Genomic DNA, 17,313 nt, shown 5'->3' on the forward strand with positions numbered 1-17,313 from the left:
ATACTGTATGAAAGAAAAATCCAAAATAGAGAAAAATGCAGAGGAAAGGCAAATCAGTCTGCTTTCCACTGCTTTGGGAGAGGCTTCGAAGGCCAATGGTTACTGGCTCAACGCTTCTGGAAAGAGGTATCCGAGGCTATACCCGCACGGCGTGTCGGCCAGCCCGTTCAATGCACTGTTCATGGCATTGCATTCCGATCGGAACGGATGCAATACGAACCTGTTCACCTTGTTCAGTGATGCCAAGGCCCGCGGCACGTCGGTACGTGAGCATGAACAGGGTGTGCCGTTCCTGTACTATAACTGGAACAAATATGTCCACAGGAACAATCCTGAAGAGTTCATCAACCGGGGAACCTACCTCACATTGGACGATGAGCAGAAGAAACAATATAAGGGAGTACATAACAGAGAGATACGCACTCTGTTCAATATAGACCAGACGACATTTCCCCATGTGGACGAAGAGGCTTACAGGGCCGTTCTGCAACAGGATGGGAATGCCATGGAACGAGGATATTCGGAGGCAGACACACGGCGTATGCATATCCGCTTCAATGATTTTTTGCTGAAAATGCGTGACAACCTTGTGCCGGTCCGTTACGATGGCAGCGGAATGCCCCATTATGAAACGGACAAAGATGCCGTCTATATGCCCCGCCAAAAGAACTTTGACCATTACAACGATTATGTGCAGGAAACCCTGCGCCAGATAGTAAGTGCCACCGGACATCAGCAGCGGCTTGCCCGCGAGGGAATGGTGATGAAAAACGGTATGCCGCCTTCTGACGATGCCGTCAAACAGGAACGGCTGGTCGTGGAAATAGCATCGGGAATCAAGATGCTGGAGCTGGGACTGCCAGCCCGCTTGTCCGACGAAAGTCTCAGTTTGGTGGAATATTGGGACCGGGAACTCAAAGAGAACCCGAATATGATAGATGCCCTCGAGAGTGACGTGAACAATGCTCTCGAAGTTATCCGTAAAGCGGAACGTGGAGAGAAAATCGAATATGCCACCTTGCGGAACAGGAAACAGACATCTGACATGCAGGATCAGCTGCCCAAGCATTATTTCGTGGCCGATGAGTTACGGAAACGTCCGGACAAGGACAAGAAAACCATTGTCCTTGTCATAGATCCCGTATCAAAGTCGGCTGATGTGATCCTTCCCGCCGGGGCATCACCGGAGGTGGACAACGAGATTCCCGGCATGAACAAAGCCCGTATCGGACGTGCTTTACGTCGGGAAGGCATCGAGACTGTGCGTTTCTTCAATCCGGACGGAGCCTTGGGTTACAGACCTGATGACAAGTATTTTGCCGAGAAACAGGTCTCTCTGGCACGGTTGAACAACTGGGCCCTGGAAGTGCTTTCGACCCTGAACGTGAGCCCTGCAGTAAAACGGGCCAACGAAGTAGGATTTGACAAGATCCAGATGATTCAGGACGACAAGAACCGATGGGCTCTCTATATAAAGCCGGAGCATCAGAGAGGTTATAGCATATACCCCGATAAGGAAGACATAAACCGCTTCTTTTCCACACTCAAGCAGTCCATGGATAATATAGACAAGGTCCGCATGGAACTGGCTCATAAATATTACGCGCTTGCTGAAATCAAGCCCGACCTGAAAGTCGATCTGTTCAACAGCGGGACACAGGACGTGGACCTGAACCGGATACAGCGTGTGTCCGTATTCAAAACCAAGCAGGACGGTGTACTGTGTGCCGTAACGATTGACGGGCAGAAACTGCAGCCGCGCAGTGTATCACCGCAACAATGGCAGCGCATGTGGGTGGCGGAAGACCGTGACAGCTACAAACGGCACCTGGCTGCCTCGCTGTTTGCCGATATACTGCAAAAGGGACAGTCGCAGGAGGAACACGCCGGGGAAAAGCAGGAGAAGGAAACCGAGATACGGCAGGGAGAAGCTGTCAGCCGACAGAATGGAGAAGAGCGTACCGTTGAATCCGTCAGTCCGCAGAGAGAGGCTTGGGACAAGATAAAGGCCAAACACCCGGACGCTATCCAGTTTGTAAGAACCGGTGACAACTATACGGCTTATAACGAGGATGCCGTCAAGGTAACGGAAACGCTTGCCTTGAAAATGGAGAAGCACGAGGCTGACATGAAAAAAGGCTTTACGGCTTCCGTGACATTCCCAGTCAGCCAGCTCGATACTTTCCTTCAGAAACTTGCGAGAAGCGGTGCAAGAGTGGTGATACGGGATGCAGAAGGACTCGCGGATGCCCGGAACAGAACAACGGGCATAACAGAAAGGACAGCCGGAAACGGCCAGACACGGACTCTCTTTGATACGGCACAGGAGAAACAGTCCGAACGCAGGATTGAGCCGGAAGAAAATGAACAGCGTTCAAGCATGAGGAGGTAATGATATGGCAGGAAAAAATAAAGAATATGCAGACAAGTATGCAGAGTACGCCATGGAGCAGATGCGCCGGTATGGCATCCCCGCTTCGGTAACACTTGCACAAGGGATCCTTGAGAGTTCCAACGGACAGAGTGAACTGGCCCGCAAGGAAAACAATCATTTCGGCATCAAGGCCACACAGTCATGGATTGCGGAAGGCGGCCGGTACAGCCTGTATTCGGATGACAAGCCGAACGAGAAATTCTGCAGCTATGATAACGTAGGAGACTCCTATGAACACCATTCGAGGTTCCTTAAGGAGAACAGCCGCTACGCGGAATGTTTCAATCTCCGTCCCGATGACTACAAGGGATGGACGGAAGGTATAGCCAAAGCCGGTTACGCGACCGGGGGCAACTATGCCGGGACTCTGCAGAAGATCATCGAGCAGAACGGCCTGGACAAATACGACCATCAGGTCATGCAGGAAATGGCCGCGCAGGGCAAGCAGTTCGGTCTGGAAAGCAATCCTCTCCAGGAGAAAGAAAAGGCAGAAGCCTATTCATTTCCGGTGGAACGCAAGGAATTCCTCTTTGTCACTTCTGCTTTCGGAATGCGTCAGGACCCGATGGACAAAGAAAAGCAGCAGATGCACAAGGGGCTTGACATACGATGCAAAGGCGATGCGGTGCTGGCCACGGAAAACGGCGGAAAGGTCGTTTCGGTAAACGGCAATGCCAACTCTGCCGGAGGCAAGAGTGTAACCGTCGAATACAGCCGCCCGGATGGAAGCAAGGTGCAGTGTACCTATATGCACCTTGGCGATATCGCAGTCAAGGCGGGAGACAGTGTCAAGGCAGGACAACGCCTTGGAACCTCGGGCAACACGGGGACACGGACCACGGGAGAGCACCTGCATTTCGGGGTGGTGAACATCCATTCGGACGGGACGCGCCGTGACATCGACCCGGCTGCATATCTGGCCGAGATTGCGCAGAAAGGCAATATCAAGCAGCAGGTGCTGTACAACGGCAATGACCTGCTCGCGAAATACCGTAGTACAGAAGAACCCAAAATCGAGAAACCTCTTTCTACCGAAGACTGGATGAAAAAGCTGCTGTCCTCGGAGGACAGTGGCGTCGGCATGTCCGGATGCAATGACCCTGTCATGGAGATGGCCATGACGGCCTTTACCTCACTGATGGTGCTGGCCGTTCAGATTGACAGCAAGAACGAGGAAGAGCAGAAAGCCGCCGTTTCGGGGGCCATGGATAGCGGAAAGATCGACTTGAAACCACTGCTGCCTGACATGAAAAGCTGTAGTCTGACCATGAAAGAGAACGGGAAAGCCGTCCTTCAGGCGGATAACGGCGAACAGCATATATCGCGCGAGTTGAGTTCCGCAGAATTGAGCCGGCTGTCGGCCGTGCTGAACAACAGTACCCTTACGGATGAAGCCAAGCGGATGCGCGTGACGGGATTGCTGAATACTGCCATCCTTTCGGAAATGGCTTCACAGAATTTCGAACAGGGCATGTCCGAGCAGCGAGGACAAACGGAAAATCTGAAAAGATGAAGCATGGCGATATGATAAAATGCGTGATGATACAGCTATGCAAGTATCTGGCAGGATTATCCTACCTGGCTTTGTATGTCCTGTCCTGCTACAAGCTGTTTGGCTTGACGGCAACATTCCTTATCGTGGGAGTGCAGCTGCTCGTTGCCGGATGGCTTGTCTGGGCAATGATCCGTGCGCCCGATTAGAATATGCTCTCAGACCTTCAACATCAATATAACCAGCATTTGCCGGATGATATGTACCATTCTAAAAACAAAACGAGTTATGATTAAATGTAATGTTACTGTATGCGGTATTATCAACCGCGATGCTACTACACGCACAAACAAGGAGGGAAAACCGTTTTTTACGTTCCCTCTCCAGATAATGGTTCCTGCAACTGATGGTCAGGAAAAGCCTGTCGAGATCGATGTGAGCAAAGATGGCGGTCAGGAGGAAGCCTCCTGCTACGGGAAAGGCTCACGTGTCGAGATTGACGGTACGATGTACCTGAAGCACAGGGGCGACAGGACCTATTTCAACCTTTTCGCAAACGAGATCCGCGATGTGGCTGCCGATGCGGCCAATACTCTCAAAGGAGAGATGGTTTTCTGTGGAAAGGTCGGAAAGAACATCGAGGAAAAGAAGGACAAGAAAGACCAGTCCTACACGATGTTCTCGGCATTCAGCACGGAGAAAGTCGCTGACGGCTTTGAGTACCAATGGGTACGTTTCTTCTGCTTCAACAGGCAGCGTGAAGAATGGCTCCAGCCTGGTGTGAAGATCGATGCCAAGGGCGAGATGGGCCTGACTGTCCATAACGGTAAGCCTAATGTATCCTGCCGTGTAGAGGAACTTACACAATGTGTCGCAGATTCGTCTAACTCCAATCAGTAACGGTTATGGCAGGCTACAGGAGACAAAATACAGACGGGCCGAACAGCGAAGACAAGGCTCTCGACCTCTTTGCGGAAATGATGATTGAAAAGCTGGAGACTATCAGCAAGGACTGGAAGAAGCCCTGGTTCACCGAGGGCAGCCTTCAGTGGCCACGCAATCTGTCCGGACGCGAATACAACGGTATGAATGCGCTTATGCTCATGCTGCACTGCGAAAAGGAAGGATACACTATTCCGAGGTTCTGCACATTTGATTGCGTGCAGAGACTGAACAAACCGGGCAAGAACGGCGAGGAACTGCCGAGGGTATCGGTACTGAAAGGCGAGAAATCGTTTCCCGTCATGCTGACCACATTTACCTGCATCCACAAGGAGACCAAGGAGAAGATCAAGTATGACGATTACAAAAACTTGTCCGAGGACGAAAAGAAAGAGTATAACGTGTATCCCAAGATGCAGGTATTCCGCGTGTTCAACGTCGCCCAGACGAATCTGAAAGAGGCTCGTCCTGAACTGTGGGAGAAGCTGGAAAAGGAAAACGGCCGTCCATTCGTCCATGAAGGTGAAATGTTCAGTTTCGAACCGGTGGATAGGATGATACGCGACAATCTATGGATATGTCCCATCAACGTGAAACATCAGGATGATGCCTTTTACTCGATTAGCAAGAATGAAATCACCGTACCGGAGAAGGTGCAGTTCAAGGACGGGGAAGCATTTTACGGAACACTGTTCCATGAGATGGGACATTCAACTGGTGCGGAAGGTGTGCTAAACCGTTTCCAACCGACCTCTTTCGGTTCAAAGGAGTATAGCGATGAAGAACTTGTGGCCGAATTGTGCGGTGCATTGATCTCCCAACGCTACGGAATGGCCAAACATATAAAAGAGGACAGTTGTCCGTATCTGAAATCGTGGCTGGATAACCTGAAGGAGTCACCCCAGTACATTAAGACCGTACTTATGGACGTGAAGAAGGCATCATCCATGATCACGCAGAAAATAGACCAGATAGCCAGGGATATAGAAAGGGAAAAGACCGAAAATCAGGAACGGACGGAAACCCCGAAGGAAAAGGTATATTATGCTTCTGTAGCCTATCTGCAAATGGCGGACGATACCAACCGACTTGACGCACTGAAAGACAAAGGGGACTACAACGGGCTGCTCACTCTTGCGAAAGAGTATTACGACGGGAACGGAATGGATGAACAGTACACCTATGCCTCTCCTTTGCAGAACCGTGGCGATGACCTGCTGATTGAAGACCAGCATTTCGCTGTCGTGTATAACGGTAGTGTAGGAGGAACTTATGACGTGATGCTGAAATACACCGAACAGGAAGTTCGAGACCATATCCGAAGATATGGAGTTGACAGGGCCAGCGAGGATGTGAAGGCATTGGCGAGGGAGATGGCTGCAGAACAGTTTGCGGAAATGACGCGGCACAAGATGCCGGTCTTCGAAATGCCGAACGGCGACGTGCTGCATGTCAATTACAACAGGGACAGTGACTCGCTGGATGTGGGGACGATGACCAACGCGGGCATGACCGTGAAGCATCATTACCCTTATGACCACAACATGACACTGGATGCCAATCTCCAGGGCGTGAATGAGCAACTGAACGACCTGGAAGAATACAGGGAGGAACAGCAGGAGGCCGAATATAGCGGTGGAATGCGACGATGAATGAAAAGGATTTGGGGCTGGTGTGAATGCCAGCCCCTTGTCATTGTTCGCTATGTCGGAAATATTCTTTCCAGTTTTCTTCATCTACTGTCAATTTTCCCATTTCCCAATCATATTCCACTTCCGGCATGTTGGAGTAAGGGAAATGCACGGTGTAGCCGATTTGGCCATAGGAACAGTGCAATGGTGTAACGCAAATCTCCTGACCGAAATAAGTCTGAGGCGTACAGTATCTCCGCCAGTTAAAACGTCCGGCAGCTATATTACGGCAAAGCAATTTAAGAACCGTTGTGCTTTTCCTGCCTTGAAAATCTTTTCTGCAAGTCTTCATGTTACTATTTTACTTATTTACTATTTTACTACTTTACTAAAATACTAATGTGCTACTTTGTAGTATATTTCAGGGGCACTTGACACATTGTAAATATAACTGCCACAACGCACAAGCAGGGCGTCCCGTCCATAATAGGTTTTTTTCATTCCACTGATGCTTCCTGACTTGTGAAAATTGGGGAAACTGCTGATGCCAACTTTTTTTGCATCCTGACTATGGAGTGTTTTTGTCTTCATTGTAATACTTTCAATTGCTGTACTTCATTAAATGAGTTGGGTGAAACCACCCGCATGGTAGCGGGTGGCTATACGACATATACCGTCAGAAGTGATAATCAATGACGCCTCCGACATAGAGCAAAGTGCCGGGTTCAAGAGAGCTGACAAACAGCATGAACTCAAAGGATGGCTCGGCAAATGACTGGCATCCGTCTCCATTCAGATAAAAATGATAGCCGGTATCCAGCGGATTATCTATTGCCTGCTTGAGGTAATATGTAGAACTCCACTCAAACATATTTTCGACAGTAATGGCGTCCGCTTTCTTCCGGATTTCTGCAACATACTTCTCTTTCCATTGTTCCATGCCATCACCTGTATAACGTATCGTGTCTTCCGATACAAGTTCGAACATTCCTTTCGGCAGGATGGAATTGACTAAATTGGTTATCTCTTCCTTGCGCTCTTCATCGCTGATGTCGGCACAATAATCGTAAAAACTGTTGTCGCCCTGATTGAGGGTGTCTTCGTTCAGATAGTTTTCCTTGTCTATCTGCGTTGTTGAAATTTGAAAAACTCTGCTGTGCATAATTCTGAATTTTAAGTTGTTGTTTTTATTTCCCTTTTCTTGAAGCCTTTCGGCCTTCTTGTCAGGGAATGATTTTTATGCAGGACAGACAGCGAGCATAGGACGAACAAGACAAGTAAACAGTGGACAGGATAAAGCGGAATACCCAAATCTATGATTTGCGGAAGGCTGCCGTGAATATCCGGGAACCGTTAGCATAGCGGTACTTGGCGACCGTCCGTCGCTGTACCTTCGCATATAAAATCTCTCCGACAAGAAAGTGCCGGCAGGTAGGAAATCATATATTTCTTACAAGAGGAATAATCTGGCCGAATATAAAGGGTATGCACCTCCAGCGCAGTTTTGTAAAACAGGCTGTCTATAAAAGCATAGAACCTAAAATCCGCAACTATCATCAAATACACGATTAAGGGTAGATTTATGAGTCGTTAGTAGCAGCTTTCAGTAAAAAGCAACAGCACAACATCAATATGTAGCCACCATCCCCTTACCCCACGATGCGACTTGAGGTAATACGCAGATTCAAACCGGAAAGAAAGGATTCTTATCCGAATTCTGTTTTGAAGGGTTTTGCATAAGCTCGGTTCTCTGTGTAGATATTCAGCACGTATTGCCTTGCAGTCATGATCCACTTGGCAGGTACGGAGATGAATCTGAAGACAAAAGCCTTTATGCGACTCGTTTTCTTGAGCCCAAAAGCCTTGGTGTCAAGCCTGCTCATGATGGTCTTGTAGAAATTGTGTATCAATGCAGTAAGCAGAAGAAAGACAGTATTCTCCGCCATGAATGACTTGGGGAGCCTGCTCCAACCGAATCCGTTGTTCATGTCGTCAAAGATACGTTCCTTGCCGCCACGCAGATTGTAGAATTCAACAATGTCCCTTGTCGATGACTTGTAATCGTTGGTCAGAATACAACGGTAAGTGTATTCGCCTTCCCACAGGTCAAGGTCGCCACTGTTGCGTCTTTGTCTCTGGATGACAAGACGATAGCACTTGCCTTCCCATTTCTCAACGAGAATGGAATTGAGTTCGAACTGGATGCCGTTAATCTCCTCCGTCTTCCATCCTCTCAGAGCAAAGATGTCATTGTAGAGCGAACTGCATCGGTTGGCACGGATGTAGAAATGTTTGCAATGCTTCTCTATCTCACTGACGATTTCCTTCGAGCAGGAACCGCAGTCTGCCCTGAAGCGATTTACACGGATGTTCTGGGATTCCAGAAGAGCGAAGAATCTCTTATGGGTGTCTGCCTGATGAAAACGCACATTCGTGTTACCATCGCTGTTCTCGATATAGACTATCTTGTCACCGATAACATATACGCCAGGCCTGTAGCCGAGGAACTTTTTGTAGGTCGGTTTTGCATCATACTTCTCCGTTTCAAGGAACTGATGGTCAAAGTCAACATCGTATTCCTCAATTTCCTTCAACTCGCCTGTAGAAACCAAAGCGTTTATAAGCAATGTGTTGAGTTTGTCTGCAGTATTGAAATCATAGGTCTTGCCTTGGTCGGAAGTATAGGAGATGTTTTCCTGTGTCAGTTCCTTGATGGCTCTGAGGATGGTATCAGAGCTGCATGTACGAAGGGTAGGATGATACGAGAGATGGCGCATCAGTTGTGACGTTACATCTTCCACGCATGAGCCGCCACAGAAATAAACGCTCATCAGCGAACGGACTATCTCGCTGAACTGATATCCGAAGATACTGCTGCATCTCTGACCCAGTGTTGAGTCGATAACGGGTGAAAGCATGGAGTCAAATTTCTCCATGATTGAAAAAATTCCTCCAAAAGGTGTGAGTTTTTCGAATTTTATTTGTACTTTGCTGCGCCTTGTTACGATTTTCGCTTGTTTTCTAATTGCAACACTAAGATAAGTGAAAATTCTGACATGGCAAAATCCTGGGCAACTTTTTGTTGCTCAGGAACTTATAAATAAAGTTAAATTATAGTGTTGCGGAATTAAGGAAATGGAAAAATACAACAATTGGAAACTTAAGTTTTATACAATATGGGCAGGGCAGGCAGTATCATTAATCACTAGTGCCATCCTGCAAATGGCGATTATTTTTTACCTTACAGAAAAAACAGGATCTGCGATGGTCTTGTCTATGGCTTCACTTGTAGGTTTTTTACCCTATGCGGTCTTTGGACCAGCCATTGGTGTATTAGTGGATCGTCATGATAGGAAGAAGATAATGATTGGTGCTGATTTAATTATCGCAGCAGCTGGGGCCGTGCTAGCTATTGTTGCATTGTATATGGAGTTACCTATCTGGATGGTTATGGTAGTATTGTTCATCCGTAGCATTGGAACAGCTTTTCATACCCCGGCTCTCAATGCGGTTACTCCACTTTTAGTACCAGAAGAACAGCTTACGAAATGTGCAGGCTATAGTCAGTCTTTGCAGTCTATAAGCTATATTGTTAGTCCGGCGGTTGCAGCACTCTTATACTCCGTTTGGGAACTAAATGCTATTATTGCCATCGATGTATTGGGGGCTGTGATTGCATCTATTACGGTAGCAATTGTACGTATTCCTAAGCTAGGTGATCAAGTGCAAAGTTTGAAACCAAATTTCATAAGAGAAATGAAAGAAGGAATGGCTGTACTACGGCAAAATAAAGGATTATTTGCTTTATTACTCGTTGGAACATTATATATGTTTGTTTATATGCCCATAAATGCATTATATCCTTTAATCACTATGGAATATTTTAATGGTACACCGATGCATATTTCTATTACGGAGATTGCTTATGCCTCTGGTATGTTGATAGGGGGTCTATTATTAGGGTTATTTGGGAATTACCAAAAGCGAATCTTATTAATAACGGCATCAATTTTTATGATGGGGATAAGCTTAACCATTTCAGGATTACTTCCTCAAAGTGGATTTTTCATATTTGTAGTCTGCTGTGCAATAATGGGGCTTTCGGTTCCGTTTTACAGCGGTGTGCAAACAGCTCTTTTTCAGGAGAAAATTAAGCCTGAATATTTAGGACGTGTATTTTCTTTAACTGGAAGTATCATGTCTCTTGTTATGCCAATTGGGTTAATTCTTTCTGGATTCTTTGCTGATAGAATCGATGTAAATCATTGGTTTTTACTATCAGGTATTTTAATTATTTGCATTGCAATAGTTTGCCCAATGATAACTGAGATTAGAAAATTAGATGCAAAATAAAATAAAGGGCGTGTTCGTATGATAGATAATATTATTCAATCAGTGACAGAAAAATTATCCTCTTTGCCTTATATAGAAACATAAATGCTATTAGACCACTTGAAGTTACGGTCATAAATCAAAAGGATGTTGTCCCTTGGAAATTTCCTCCTAAACATGAATTTATGTATGGTGAGTGGCTAAGGGAGCAGTTTGATAAGGGAGCAATTCCTGAGCCAACTTATGATCCCGATTTAGCAATTCTTTTATCTCAATTAAGAGAAAATAGTATTAACCTTTTCGGACCAGAGGCAACAGAAGTGATTGAGCCTGTACCAATGACAGATATTCGAAGGGCGATTAAAGAATCCTTACCCGGGTTGATAGCTAGCATTGAAGGTGACGAACGCAATGTGATTTTAACTTTAGCCAGAATGTGGCTGACATCCTCTTCCGGTAGAATTTGCTCAAAAGATCAGGCTGCTGAATGGGCGATACCTAAATTAGCCAAAGAGCATGCTACTTTACTTGAAAAAGCAAAAAAGGCTTATTTGGGAGATTATGATGACAAGTGGGAAGGAATGGAGACTGAGATAATTGAACTCGTTAATTATTTGAAAAGATCTATAGAGTCTTCCCTTAATATTTAAATCCTTTTCGAATAGTTTAAATACAACAGTGATTAGTTTTTAATGCGTATTATTGGTGTTTATTACTTCGATATGTTCCCTCATACCTCGTTTTCTCAAAAAACAGTAAAAAATTGATAGATATGTTTCCGCATACGTCGGGCTCTAAAATTAGCCAAAGACATCAATTCCATCAACTCGAGCCACGTGGAGTGCGTAGTTTTGATGTCAAGGGTAAGCAAATAAAGGGCGAAAAGAAAGCTATAAAACTGCTTGAAACTTTTGAATATAAACCTGAAAAATATGCCGAAAGAGTTAATCATATTTTTGAAGTACTCGGTCTTTCACTTTTTGAATGCTACGATATGACCGAGAAGCTTTATAAAGAAGTGAAAAAAATTGCAACGGAGATAAATAACTTTTTAAACGAGGAGAATTCAGATGAAAGAAAACAAATATGATGATAATATATTTTTTCAAAAATACAGTCAAATGAGTCGCTCACAGCAGGGACTAGCCGGTGCAGGAGAATGGGAAACATTGAGAAAGCTGCTGCCGGATTTTAAAGATAAGCGTGTGCTTGATTTAGGATGCGGCTATGGATGGCACTGTATTTATGCGATGGAACACGGTGCTTCTTCTGTTGTAGGTGTTGATATTTCTCATAAAATGTCTATGGTAAAAAGTTAAAAAATCCTCCCACTTTTGTTAGATATATTTTTTTGTGTAATTTTGTAATCGTTATGCGGCAGTAATAATATACATATTAATACGAGTTAGTAATCCTGTAGTTCTCATATGCTACGAGGAGGTATTAAAAGGTGCGTTTCGACAATGCATCTACTGTAGTATATTATTGCTTAATCCAAATGAATATTATAAATTTAGGAATTCTTGCTCACATTGATGCAGGAAAAACTTCCGTAACCGAGAATCTGCTGTTTGCCAGTGGAGCAACGGAAAAGTGCGGCCGTGTGGATAATGGTGACACCATAACGGACTCTATGGATATAGAGAAACGTAGAGGAATTACTGTCCGGGCTTCTACGACATCTATTATCTGGAATGGAGTGAAATGCAATATCATTGACACTCCGGGACACATGGATTTTATTGCGGAAGTGGAGCGGACATTCAAAATGCTTGATGGAGCAGTCCTCATCTTATCCGCAAAGGAAGGCATACAAGCGCAGACAAAGTTGCTGTTCAGTACTTTACAAAAGCTGCAAATCCCGACAATTATATTTATCAATAAGATTGACCGTGCCGGTGTGAATTTGGAGCGTTTGTATATGGATATAAAAACAAATCTGTCGCAAGATGTCCTGTTTATGCAAACTGTTGTCGATGGATCGGTTTATCCGGTTTGCTCCCAAACATATATAAAGGAAGAATACAAAGAATTTGTATGCAACCATGACGACGATATATTAGAACGATATTTGGCGGATAGCGAAATTTCACCGGCTGATTATTGGAATACGATAATCGCTCTTGTGGCAAAAGCCAAAGTCTATCCGGTGCTACATGGATCAGCAATGTTCAATATCGGTATCAATGAGTTGTTGGACGCCATTTCTTCTTTTATACTTCCTCCGGCATCAGTCTCAAACAGACTTTCAGCTTATCTCTATAAGATAGAGCATGACCCCAAAGGGCATAAAAGAAGTTTTCTTAAAATAATTGACGGAAGTCTGAGACTTCGAGACGTTGTAAGAATCAACGATTCGGAAAAATTCATCAAGATTAAAAATCTAAAGACTATTTATCAGGGCAGAGAGATAAATGTTGATGAAGTGGGTGCCAATGATATCGCGATTGTAGAAGATATAGAAGATTTTCGAATCGGAGATTATTTAGGTGCTAAACCTTGTTTGATTCAAGGATTATCTCATCAGCATCCCGCTCTCAAATCCTCCGTCCGGCCAAATAAGCCCGAAGAGAGAAGCAAGGTGATATCCGCTCTGAATACATTGTGGATTGAAGACCCGTCTTTGTCCTTTTCCATAAACTCATATAGTGATGAATTGGAAATCTCGTTATATGGTTTGACCCAAAAGGAAATCATACAGACATTGCTGGAAGAACGATTTTCCGTAAAGGTCCATTTTGATGAGATCAAGACTATCTACAAAGAACGACCTATAAAAAAGGTCAATAAGATTATTCAGATCGAAGTACCACCCAACCCTTACTGGGCCACAATAGGGCTGACTCTTGAACCCTTACCGTTAGGGGCAGGGTTGCAAATCGAAAGTGACATCTCCTATGGTTATCTGAACCATTCTTTTCAAAATGCCGTTTTTGAAGGGATTCGTATGTCTTGCCAATCTGGTTTACATGGATGGGAAGTGACAGATCTGAAAGTAACTTTTACTCAAGCCGAGTATTATAGCCCGGTAAGTACACCTGCTGATTTCAGACAGCTGACCCCTTATGTCTTCAGGCTGGCTTTGCAACAGTCAGGTGTGGACATTCTCGAACCGATGCTCTGTTTTGAGTTGCAGATACCCCAAGTAGCGAGTTCCAAAGCTATTACAGATTTGCAAAAACTGATGTCTGAGATTGAAGACATCAGTTGTAATAATGAGTGGTGTCATATTAAAGGGAAAGTTCCATTAAATACAAGTAAAGACTATGCCTCAGAAGTAAGTTCGTACACTAAGGGCTTAGGCATTTTTATGGTTAAGCCATGTGGGTATCAAATAACAAAAGACGGTTATTCTGATAATATCCGCATGAACGAAAAAGATAAACTTTTATTCATGTTCCAAAAATCAATGTCATTAAAATAATGGAGCGGTCAGGAAATTTCTATAAGGCAATACGGTTGGGATATATACTTATCTCCATTCTTGTCGGATGTATCGCATATACCAGTTTCTATGAATGGCAGAAACTGGAAGGACTTGAAGAAGAAAACCGACAGATAGATAGGTTCCGCCTTCAGTTACATTCTGCATATGTTCAAATGATAGAGTTTTCTCTGCTTGGGGAAACCATATTGGAATGGGATGCCAATGATTTGGAGAACTACCACTCCCAACGTATGGTGATGGACAGCATATTGTGCGGTTTTAAGATAGAAAAGACTCCCGAACAAATAATGCTCGGGAATCATTTGCTGATGTCGGATTGAATTAGTTTACTATTTGAAATTCATGCAGGTAGCAGAAGGCATCTTCGCTCTTGCTTTGCCAGCGTTCGTCAAGTGCCTTGACATCCTCTGCTGACTTTATCGGCTCTCCGCATTTTTCTTCAAGCCAAGCGAACGCATCTTCTTGGGTCTCGAAATATTCACTGAGATACTCTTCCTCTGGGGAACATGCGTCCAAGAAGAACCTGTCACTGAAATATGTACCAAATTCATCGTTTGTTTCATATACTTCCATGCCTGGCTCTTCCGCCTGAAAGTAATAGCGAAGATTGGGGAACGCTTCCCTCACAAGGTCAAATGTCTCACTGCATGGGGCCCACGCTGTTTCTGTGGAAAACTTCAATACATCACCGTCCATTTCAAGTCCGTTCCAAGAGCCACGGCAACGTACATCGTTCCAATCCTTACCCAAAGCATCCACGAGACATCCCAGCCAAGTAGTCCCAAATCCGTTTTCTACTGAAGGTGTCTTACGTTCTTCCAGTCCTTTCATCAACTCATACAGTTGCTTCACTTCTTTTGCGTCGCCATCTATCACATACGCAGTACTGCACCAATTCGGCATAATCGTAATAATTTAATTGTTGAACATTGTTTTTGTTTTCCCTCTTATCGAAGCTCTTCCGGCTTCTTGTAGGGGAATGATTTTTATGCAGGACAGACAGCGAGCATAGGACGAACAAGACAAGTAAACAGTGACAGGATAAAGCGGAATACCCAAATCTTCGATTTGTGGAAGGCTGCCGTGAAGATCCGGGAGCCGTTAGCACAGCGGTACTTGGCGACCGTCCGTCGCTGTACCTTTGCATATGAAATCTCTCCGGCAAGGAAAGCCGGTGATGAGAGAGAATATCAATTTATTGAATATAGAAATGGGTATAAAAATGGCATTATCATGCTATTCATGATATAACAGAACGCGTTCTGACAAAAGAATGATATATTTCAATATCTTTGCCAACGTATTGTATTATATAAATGTATTGTAATATGGAAAATTCATTTGCTCAGATCAGCGAATTGTTCGCTCAGTTTTCAGAGAATGCCAAACTTCAGATTGAAAAAGGCAATAAGGCAGCAGGAATGCGTGCCCGTAAAGCGTCACTTGAACTTGAAAAGCTTCTGAAACAGTTCCGAAAAGAATCACTGGAAGCCTCCAAATGATTCCTTTCGGAATACGTACATACCAGGTATCAAGTAAAAAGCCTCTGCGCTTCACAGCGGAGAGGCTTTTGGTTAATAATAGATTCTCTATGGCTAAAACAGTTCAACTTTCGTGTGTCTGTTGGCTTCGGTCGGCAGATAGTCGGCAATTCCACCTCTGCTGATTTTTATGATCCTTTCTGCAGGAATGCCGCGCTGCTTCAGTTCCGAAACGATAAAGTCCGCTCTTGACTGGCTCAATGAATCATTGATGCCGGATGTCCCTGTAGAACTGTCCGCAGCCCCAGTAACTCTTACATGCAAGTCATATTTCTTTGCGACCCTTGCCAATTCATCCAGATTGAGTTTCTGTGAAACATCTGTCAGGCGGGCCGTGTTAAGAGTGAAAAAGAAATATACAGGAGCTCCGATACAGCTATCCGAGACATGATTCACAACCATGGGATTGTGCCCTTCAGCCGTTATGAATTTATTCGATACCAGGGAATCCGGATTCTGTTTGTCCTTGTTGTTATTGTTGTTATGAATGAATGCCGTATCGAGAGGGGATATTCCGTCCCAATGTCTGTGTTTCAGTCTTGCACGCAATGAGTTCAACCCACTATAATTGTTTACAGGATATCCTTGTTGTCCATTCTTCTCATCTTCCAGCAAGTGCCCGTAGGTATCAAGCAGACCTTCGATTTCCAGAATCTTCTTCAGTTCAGCAAGCGTTCGTTTGTCGCGGTCATGTTGTCCGGCATAGCGGCTGTTCTTCTCGGACAAGGCACGGGAATAATCGATGAGCTGTTCATTCCTGTGGATGTAATGCGTGACATCAGCAGCTCGTTTCCAACCTATTTTCCCGAGATGGAAGGTGAATCCGGCTGTCAGTGATACCATATGATCACCCAGGCGGTTTGTTCGGCCATAGCCATCAAATTTTTGTGAGGTTGTTGTCCCCGAGAACTCCAGTACTGCACTTACCCGTTTTGAAATCCGATATTGTCCCTGAATACCGTATGAGAAGGCGAAAGGAGAAGTCTTGTCGGAGGAATTGTGTATCAGTCCGACTCCGACAAATGGGGCAAGTCCCCAGCGTGTCTGCTCCTGTCCGGAATACCGATAACCAAGCAGGTTCCATAGCAGGTCTGCATGGACGCTATGGTAATTTTTCGTGGATAACCCGGCATCTTTGAATTGCAAACCGCTGTAATGTATGCGGGCGCCAACGGCAGGAGTAAACCATTTTCCGACGGCAAGGTTGTACGAGGGTTTCACACGTCCGAACAGATCTTCGCAGCCAAGAGGCGTTCCGAGAAAAGCGGTTGCCCCTCCGGTGACACTGACAAACCAATTGCCACTCCCGGTCCTTGGCACTACCACACCGTCAAGATAGACCGGCTGGAGGGGTTGGAACAGTTCTGTGGCATCATGGAAGAACTCATGTTGTACAGTATCTCTTTCTGTATATCGTGAATTTGCCTGTACCTGCACGGAGCAGAGAACGGCAAAGATAAGAATGATTTGTTTTGTCATATTCAAATGATTTT

At 45.0% G+C, this 17,313-nt stretch carries 14 protein-coding genes and 4 pseudogenes; 12 read left to right on the forward strand and 6 right to left on the reverse strand.

What is annotated here, in order from left to right:
- Positions 1 to 7 precede the first annotated feature (7 nt).
- The 5 genes from B5F77_RS08125 (at position 8) to B5F77_RS08145 (ending at position 6,520) form a co-directional block, all read left to right on the forward strand.
- Positions 8 to 2,392, forward strand: coding sequence for a zincin-like metallopeptidase domain-containing protein (locus tag B5F77_RS08125; RefSeq protein WP_005816000.1), 2,385 nt, complete (start codon positions 8 to 10; stop codon positions 2,390 to 2,392).
- Positions 2,393 to 2,396: 4 nt separating this feature from the next.
- Entirely contained in the window at positions 2,397 to 3,947 is a 1,551-nt protein-coding gene (locus B5F77_RS08130) for a glucosaminidase domain-containing protein (RefSeq protein ID WP_071148963.1), read from the forward strand.
- Positions 3,944 to 4,135: a hypothetical protein gene (locus B5F77_RS08135; RefSeq protein WP_005815998.1), complete on the forward strand. Its 192-nt coding sequence runs from the start codon at positions 3,944 to 3,946 to the stop codon at positions 4,133 to 4,135. The genes B5F77_RS08130 and B5F77_RS08135 overlap by 4 nt, the downstream gene beginning before the upstream one ends.
- A 79-nt stretch (positions 4,136 to 4,214) precedes the next feature.
- Entirely contained in the window at positions 4,215 to 4,826 is a 612-nt protein-coding gene (locus B5F77_RS08140; RefSeq protein WP_071148964.1) for a hypothetical protein, read from the forward strand.
- A gap of 5 nt (positions 4,827 to 4,831) precedes the next feature.
- Entirely contained in the window at positions 4,832 to 6,520 is a 1,689-nt protein-coding gene (locus B5F77_RS08145; RefSeq protein WP_071148965.1) for a zincin-like metallopeptidase domain-containing protein, read from the forward strand.
- Between the two features lie 40 nt (positions 6,521 to 6,560).
- Here the strand turns inward: B5F77_RS08145 and B5F77_RS08150 are convergent, their stop codons facing one another.
- From B5F77_RS08150 to B5F77_RS08170, 4 genes are all read right to left on the reverse strand, one after another.
- Positions 6,561 to 6,851, reverse strand: a complete 291-nt coding sequence (locus B5F77_RS08150) for a hypothetical protein (protein WP_005807198.1) — start codon at positions 6,849 to 6,851, stop codon at positions 6,561 to 6,563.
- Positions 6,852 to 6,895: 44 nt separating this feature from the next.
- Positions 6,896 to 7,090 carry a hypothetical protein gene (locus B5F77_RS15980; protein WP_008781618.1) on the reverse strand — a complete coding sequence of 65 codons (195 nt, stop codon included), beginning with the start codon at positions 7,088 to 7,090 and terminating at the stop codon, positions 6,896 to 6,898.
- A gap of 85 nt (positions 7,091 to 7,175) precedes the next feature.
- On the reverse strand, positions 7,176 to 7,661 hold the full coding sequence (locus B5F77_RS08160) for a hypothetical protein (protein WP_005807200.1): 486 nt from the start codon (positions 7,659 to 7,661) through the stop codon (positions 7,176 to 7,178).
- Positions 7,662 to 8,205: 544 nt separating this feature from the next.
- Positions 8,206 to 9,507 (reverse strand): IS1380-like element IS612 family transposase, encoded by a 1,302-nt coding sequence (locus tag B5F77_RS08170; protein ID WP_140392842.1) that lies wholly within the window; start codon positions 9,505 to 9,507, stop codon positions 8,206 to 8,208.
- A gap of 127 nt (positions 9,508 to 9,634) precedes the next feature.
- Here B5F77_RS08170 and mef(A) point away from each other — a divergent pair, with 127 nt between their 5' ends.
- The 6 genes and pseudogenes from mef(A) to B5F77_RS08200 form a co-directional block, all read left to right on the forward strand.
- Entirely contained in the window at positions 9,635 to 10,852 is a 1,218-nt protein-coding gene (mef(A), locus tag B5F77_RS08175; RefSeq protein ID WP_074560477.1) for a macrolide efflux MFS transporter Mef(A), read from the forward strand.
- A gap of 35 nt (positions 10,853 to 10,887) precedes the next feature.
- Positions 10,888 to 11,481 (forward strand): annotated as a pseudogene (locus B5F77_RS08180) (aminoglycoside adenylyltransferase domain-containing protein); the annotation flags it as partial.
- 230 nt (positions 11,482 to 11,711) lie between these two features.
- Positions 11,712 to 11,921 (forward strand): annotated as a pseudogene (locus B5F77_RS08185) (nucleotidyltransferase domain-containing protein); the annotation flags it as partial.
- A pseudogene (locus B5F77_RS08190) lies at positions 11,902 to 12,132 on the forward strand (methyltransferase domain-containing protein); the annotation flags it as partial. The pseudogenes B5F77_RS08185 and B5F77_RS08190, both read left to right, overlap by 20 nt.
- Before the next feature lie 197 nt (positions 12,133 to 12,329).
- A complete protein-coding gene (gene tet(Q), locus B5F77_RS08195; protein ID WP_004291466.1) occupies positions 12,330 to 14,255 on the forward strand; it encodes a tetracycline resistance ribosomal protection protein Tet(Q) in 1,926 nt (641 codons plus the stop codon).
- Positions 14,255 to 14,542: pseudogene (locus B5F77_RS08200) on the forward strand (hypothetical protein); the annotation flags it as partial. The gene tet(Q) and the pseudogene B5F77_RS08200, both read left to right, overlap by 1 nt.
- A 58-nt stretch (positions 14,543 to 14,600) precedes the next feature.
- Here the strand turns inward: B5F77_RS08200 and B5F77_RS08205 are convergent.
- Positions 14,601 to 15,182 carry a hypothetical protein gene (locus tag B5F77_RS08205; RefSeq protein ID WP_005807206.1) on the reverse strand — a complete coding sequence of 194 codons (582 nt, stop codon included), beginning with the start codon at positions 15,180 to 15,182 and terminating at the stop codon, positions 14,601 to 14,603.
- A 425-nt stretch (positions 15,183 to 15,607) separates the two neighbouring features.
- Between B5F77_RS08205 and B5F77_RS08215 the strand changes: the two genes are divergently transcribed.
- Positions 15,608 to 15,781 carry a histone H1 gene (locus tag B5F77_RS08215; protein WP_005807207.1) on the forward strand — a complete coding sequence of 58 codons (174 nt, stop codon included), beginning with the start codon at positions 15,608 to 15,610 and terminating at the stop codon, positions 15,779 to 15,781.
- A 93-nt stretch (positions 15,782 to 15,874) separates the two neighbouring features.
- On the opposite strand, the gene B5F77_RS08220 is transcribed toward B5F77_RS08215, so the two are convergent.
- Positions 15,875 to 17,299, reverse strand: coding sequence for an OmpA family protein (locus B5F77_RS08220; protein ID WP_087329705.1), 1,425 nt, complete (start codon positions 17,297 to 17,299; stop codon positions 15,875 to 15,877).
- Positions 17,300 to 17,313: the final 14 nt, after the last annotated feature.

The organism is Parabacteroides sp. An277 (assembly GCF_002159645.1).
In the GTDB taxonomy this organism is placed as follows: Bacteria; Bacteroidota; Bacteroidia; order Bacteroidales; family Tannerellaceae; genus Parabacteroides.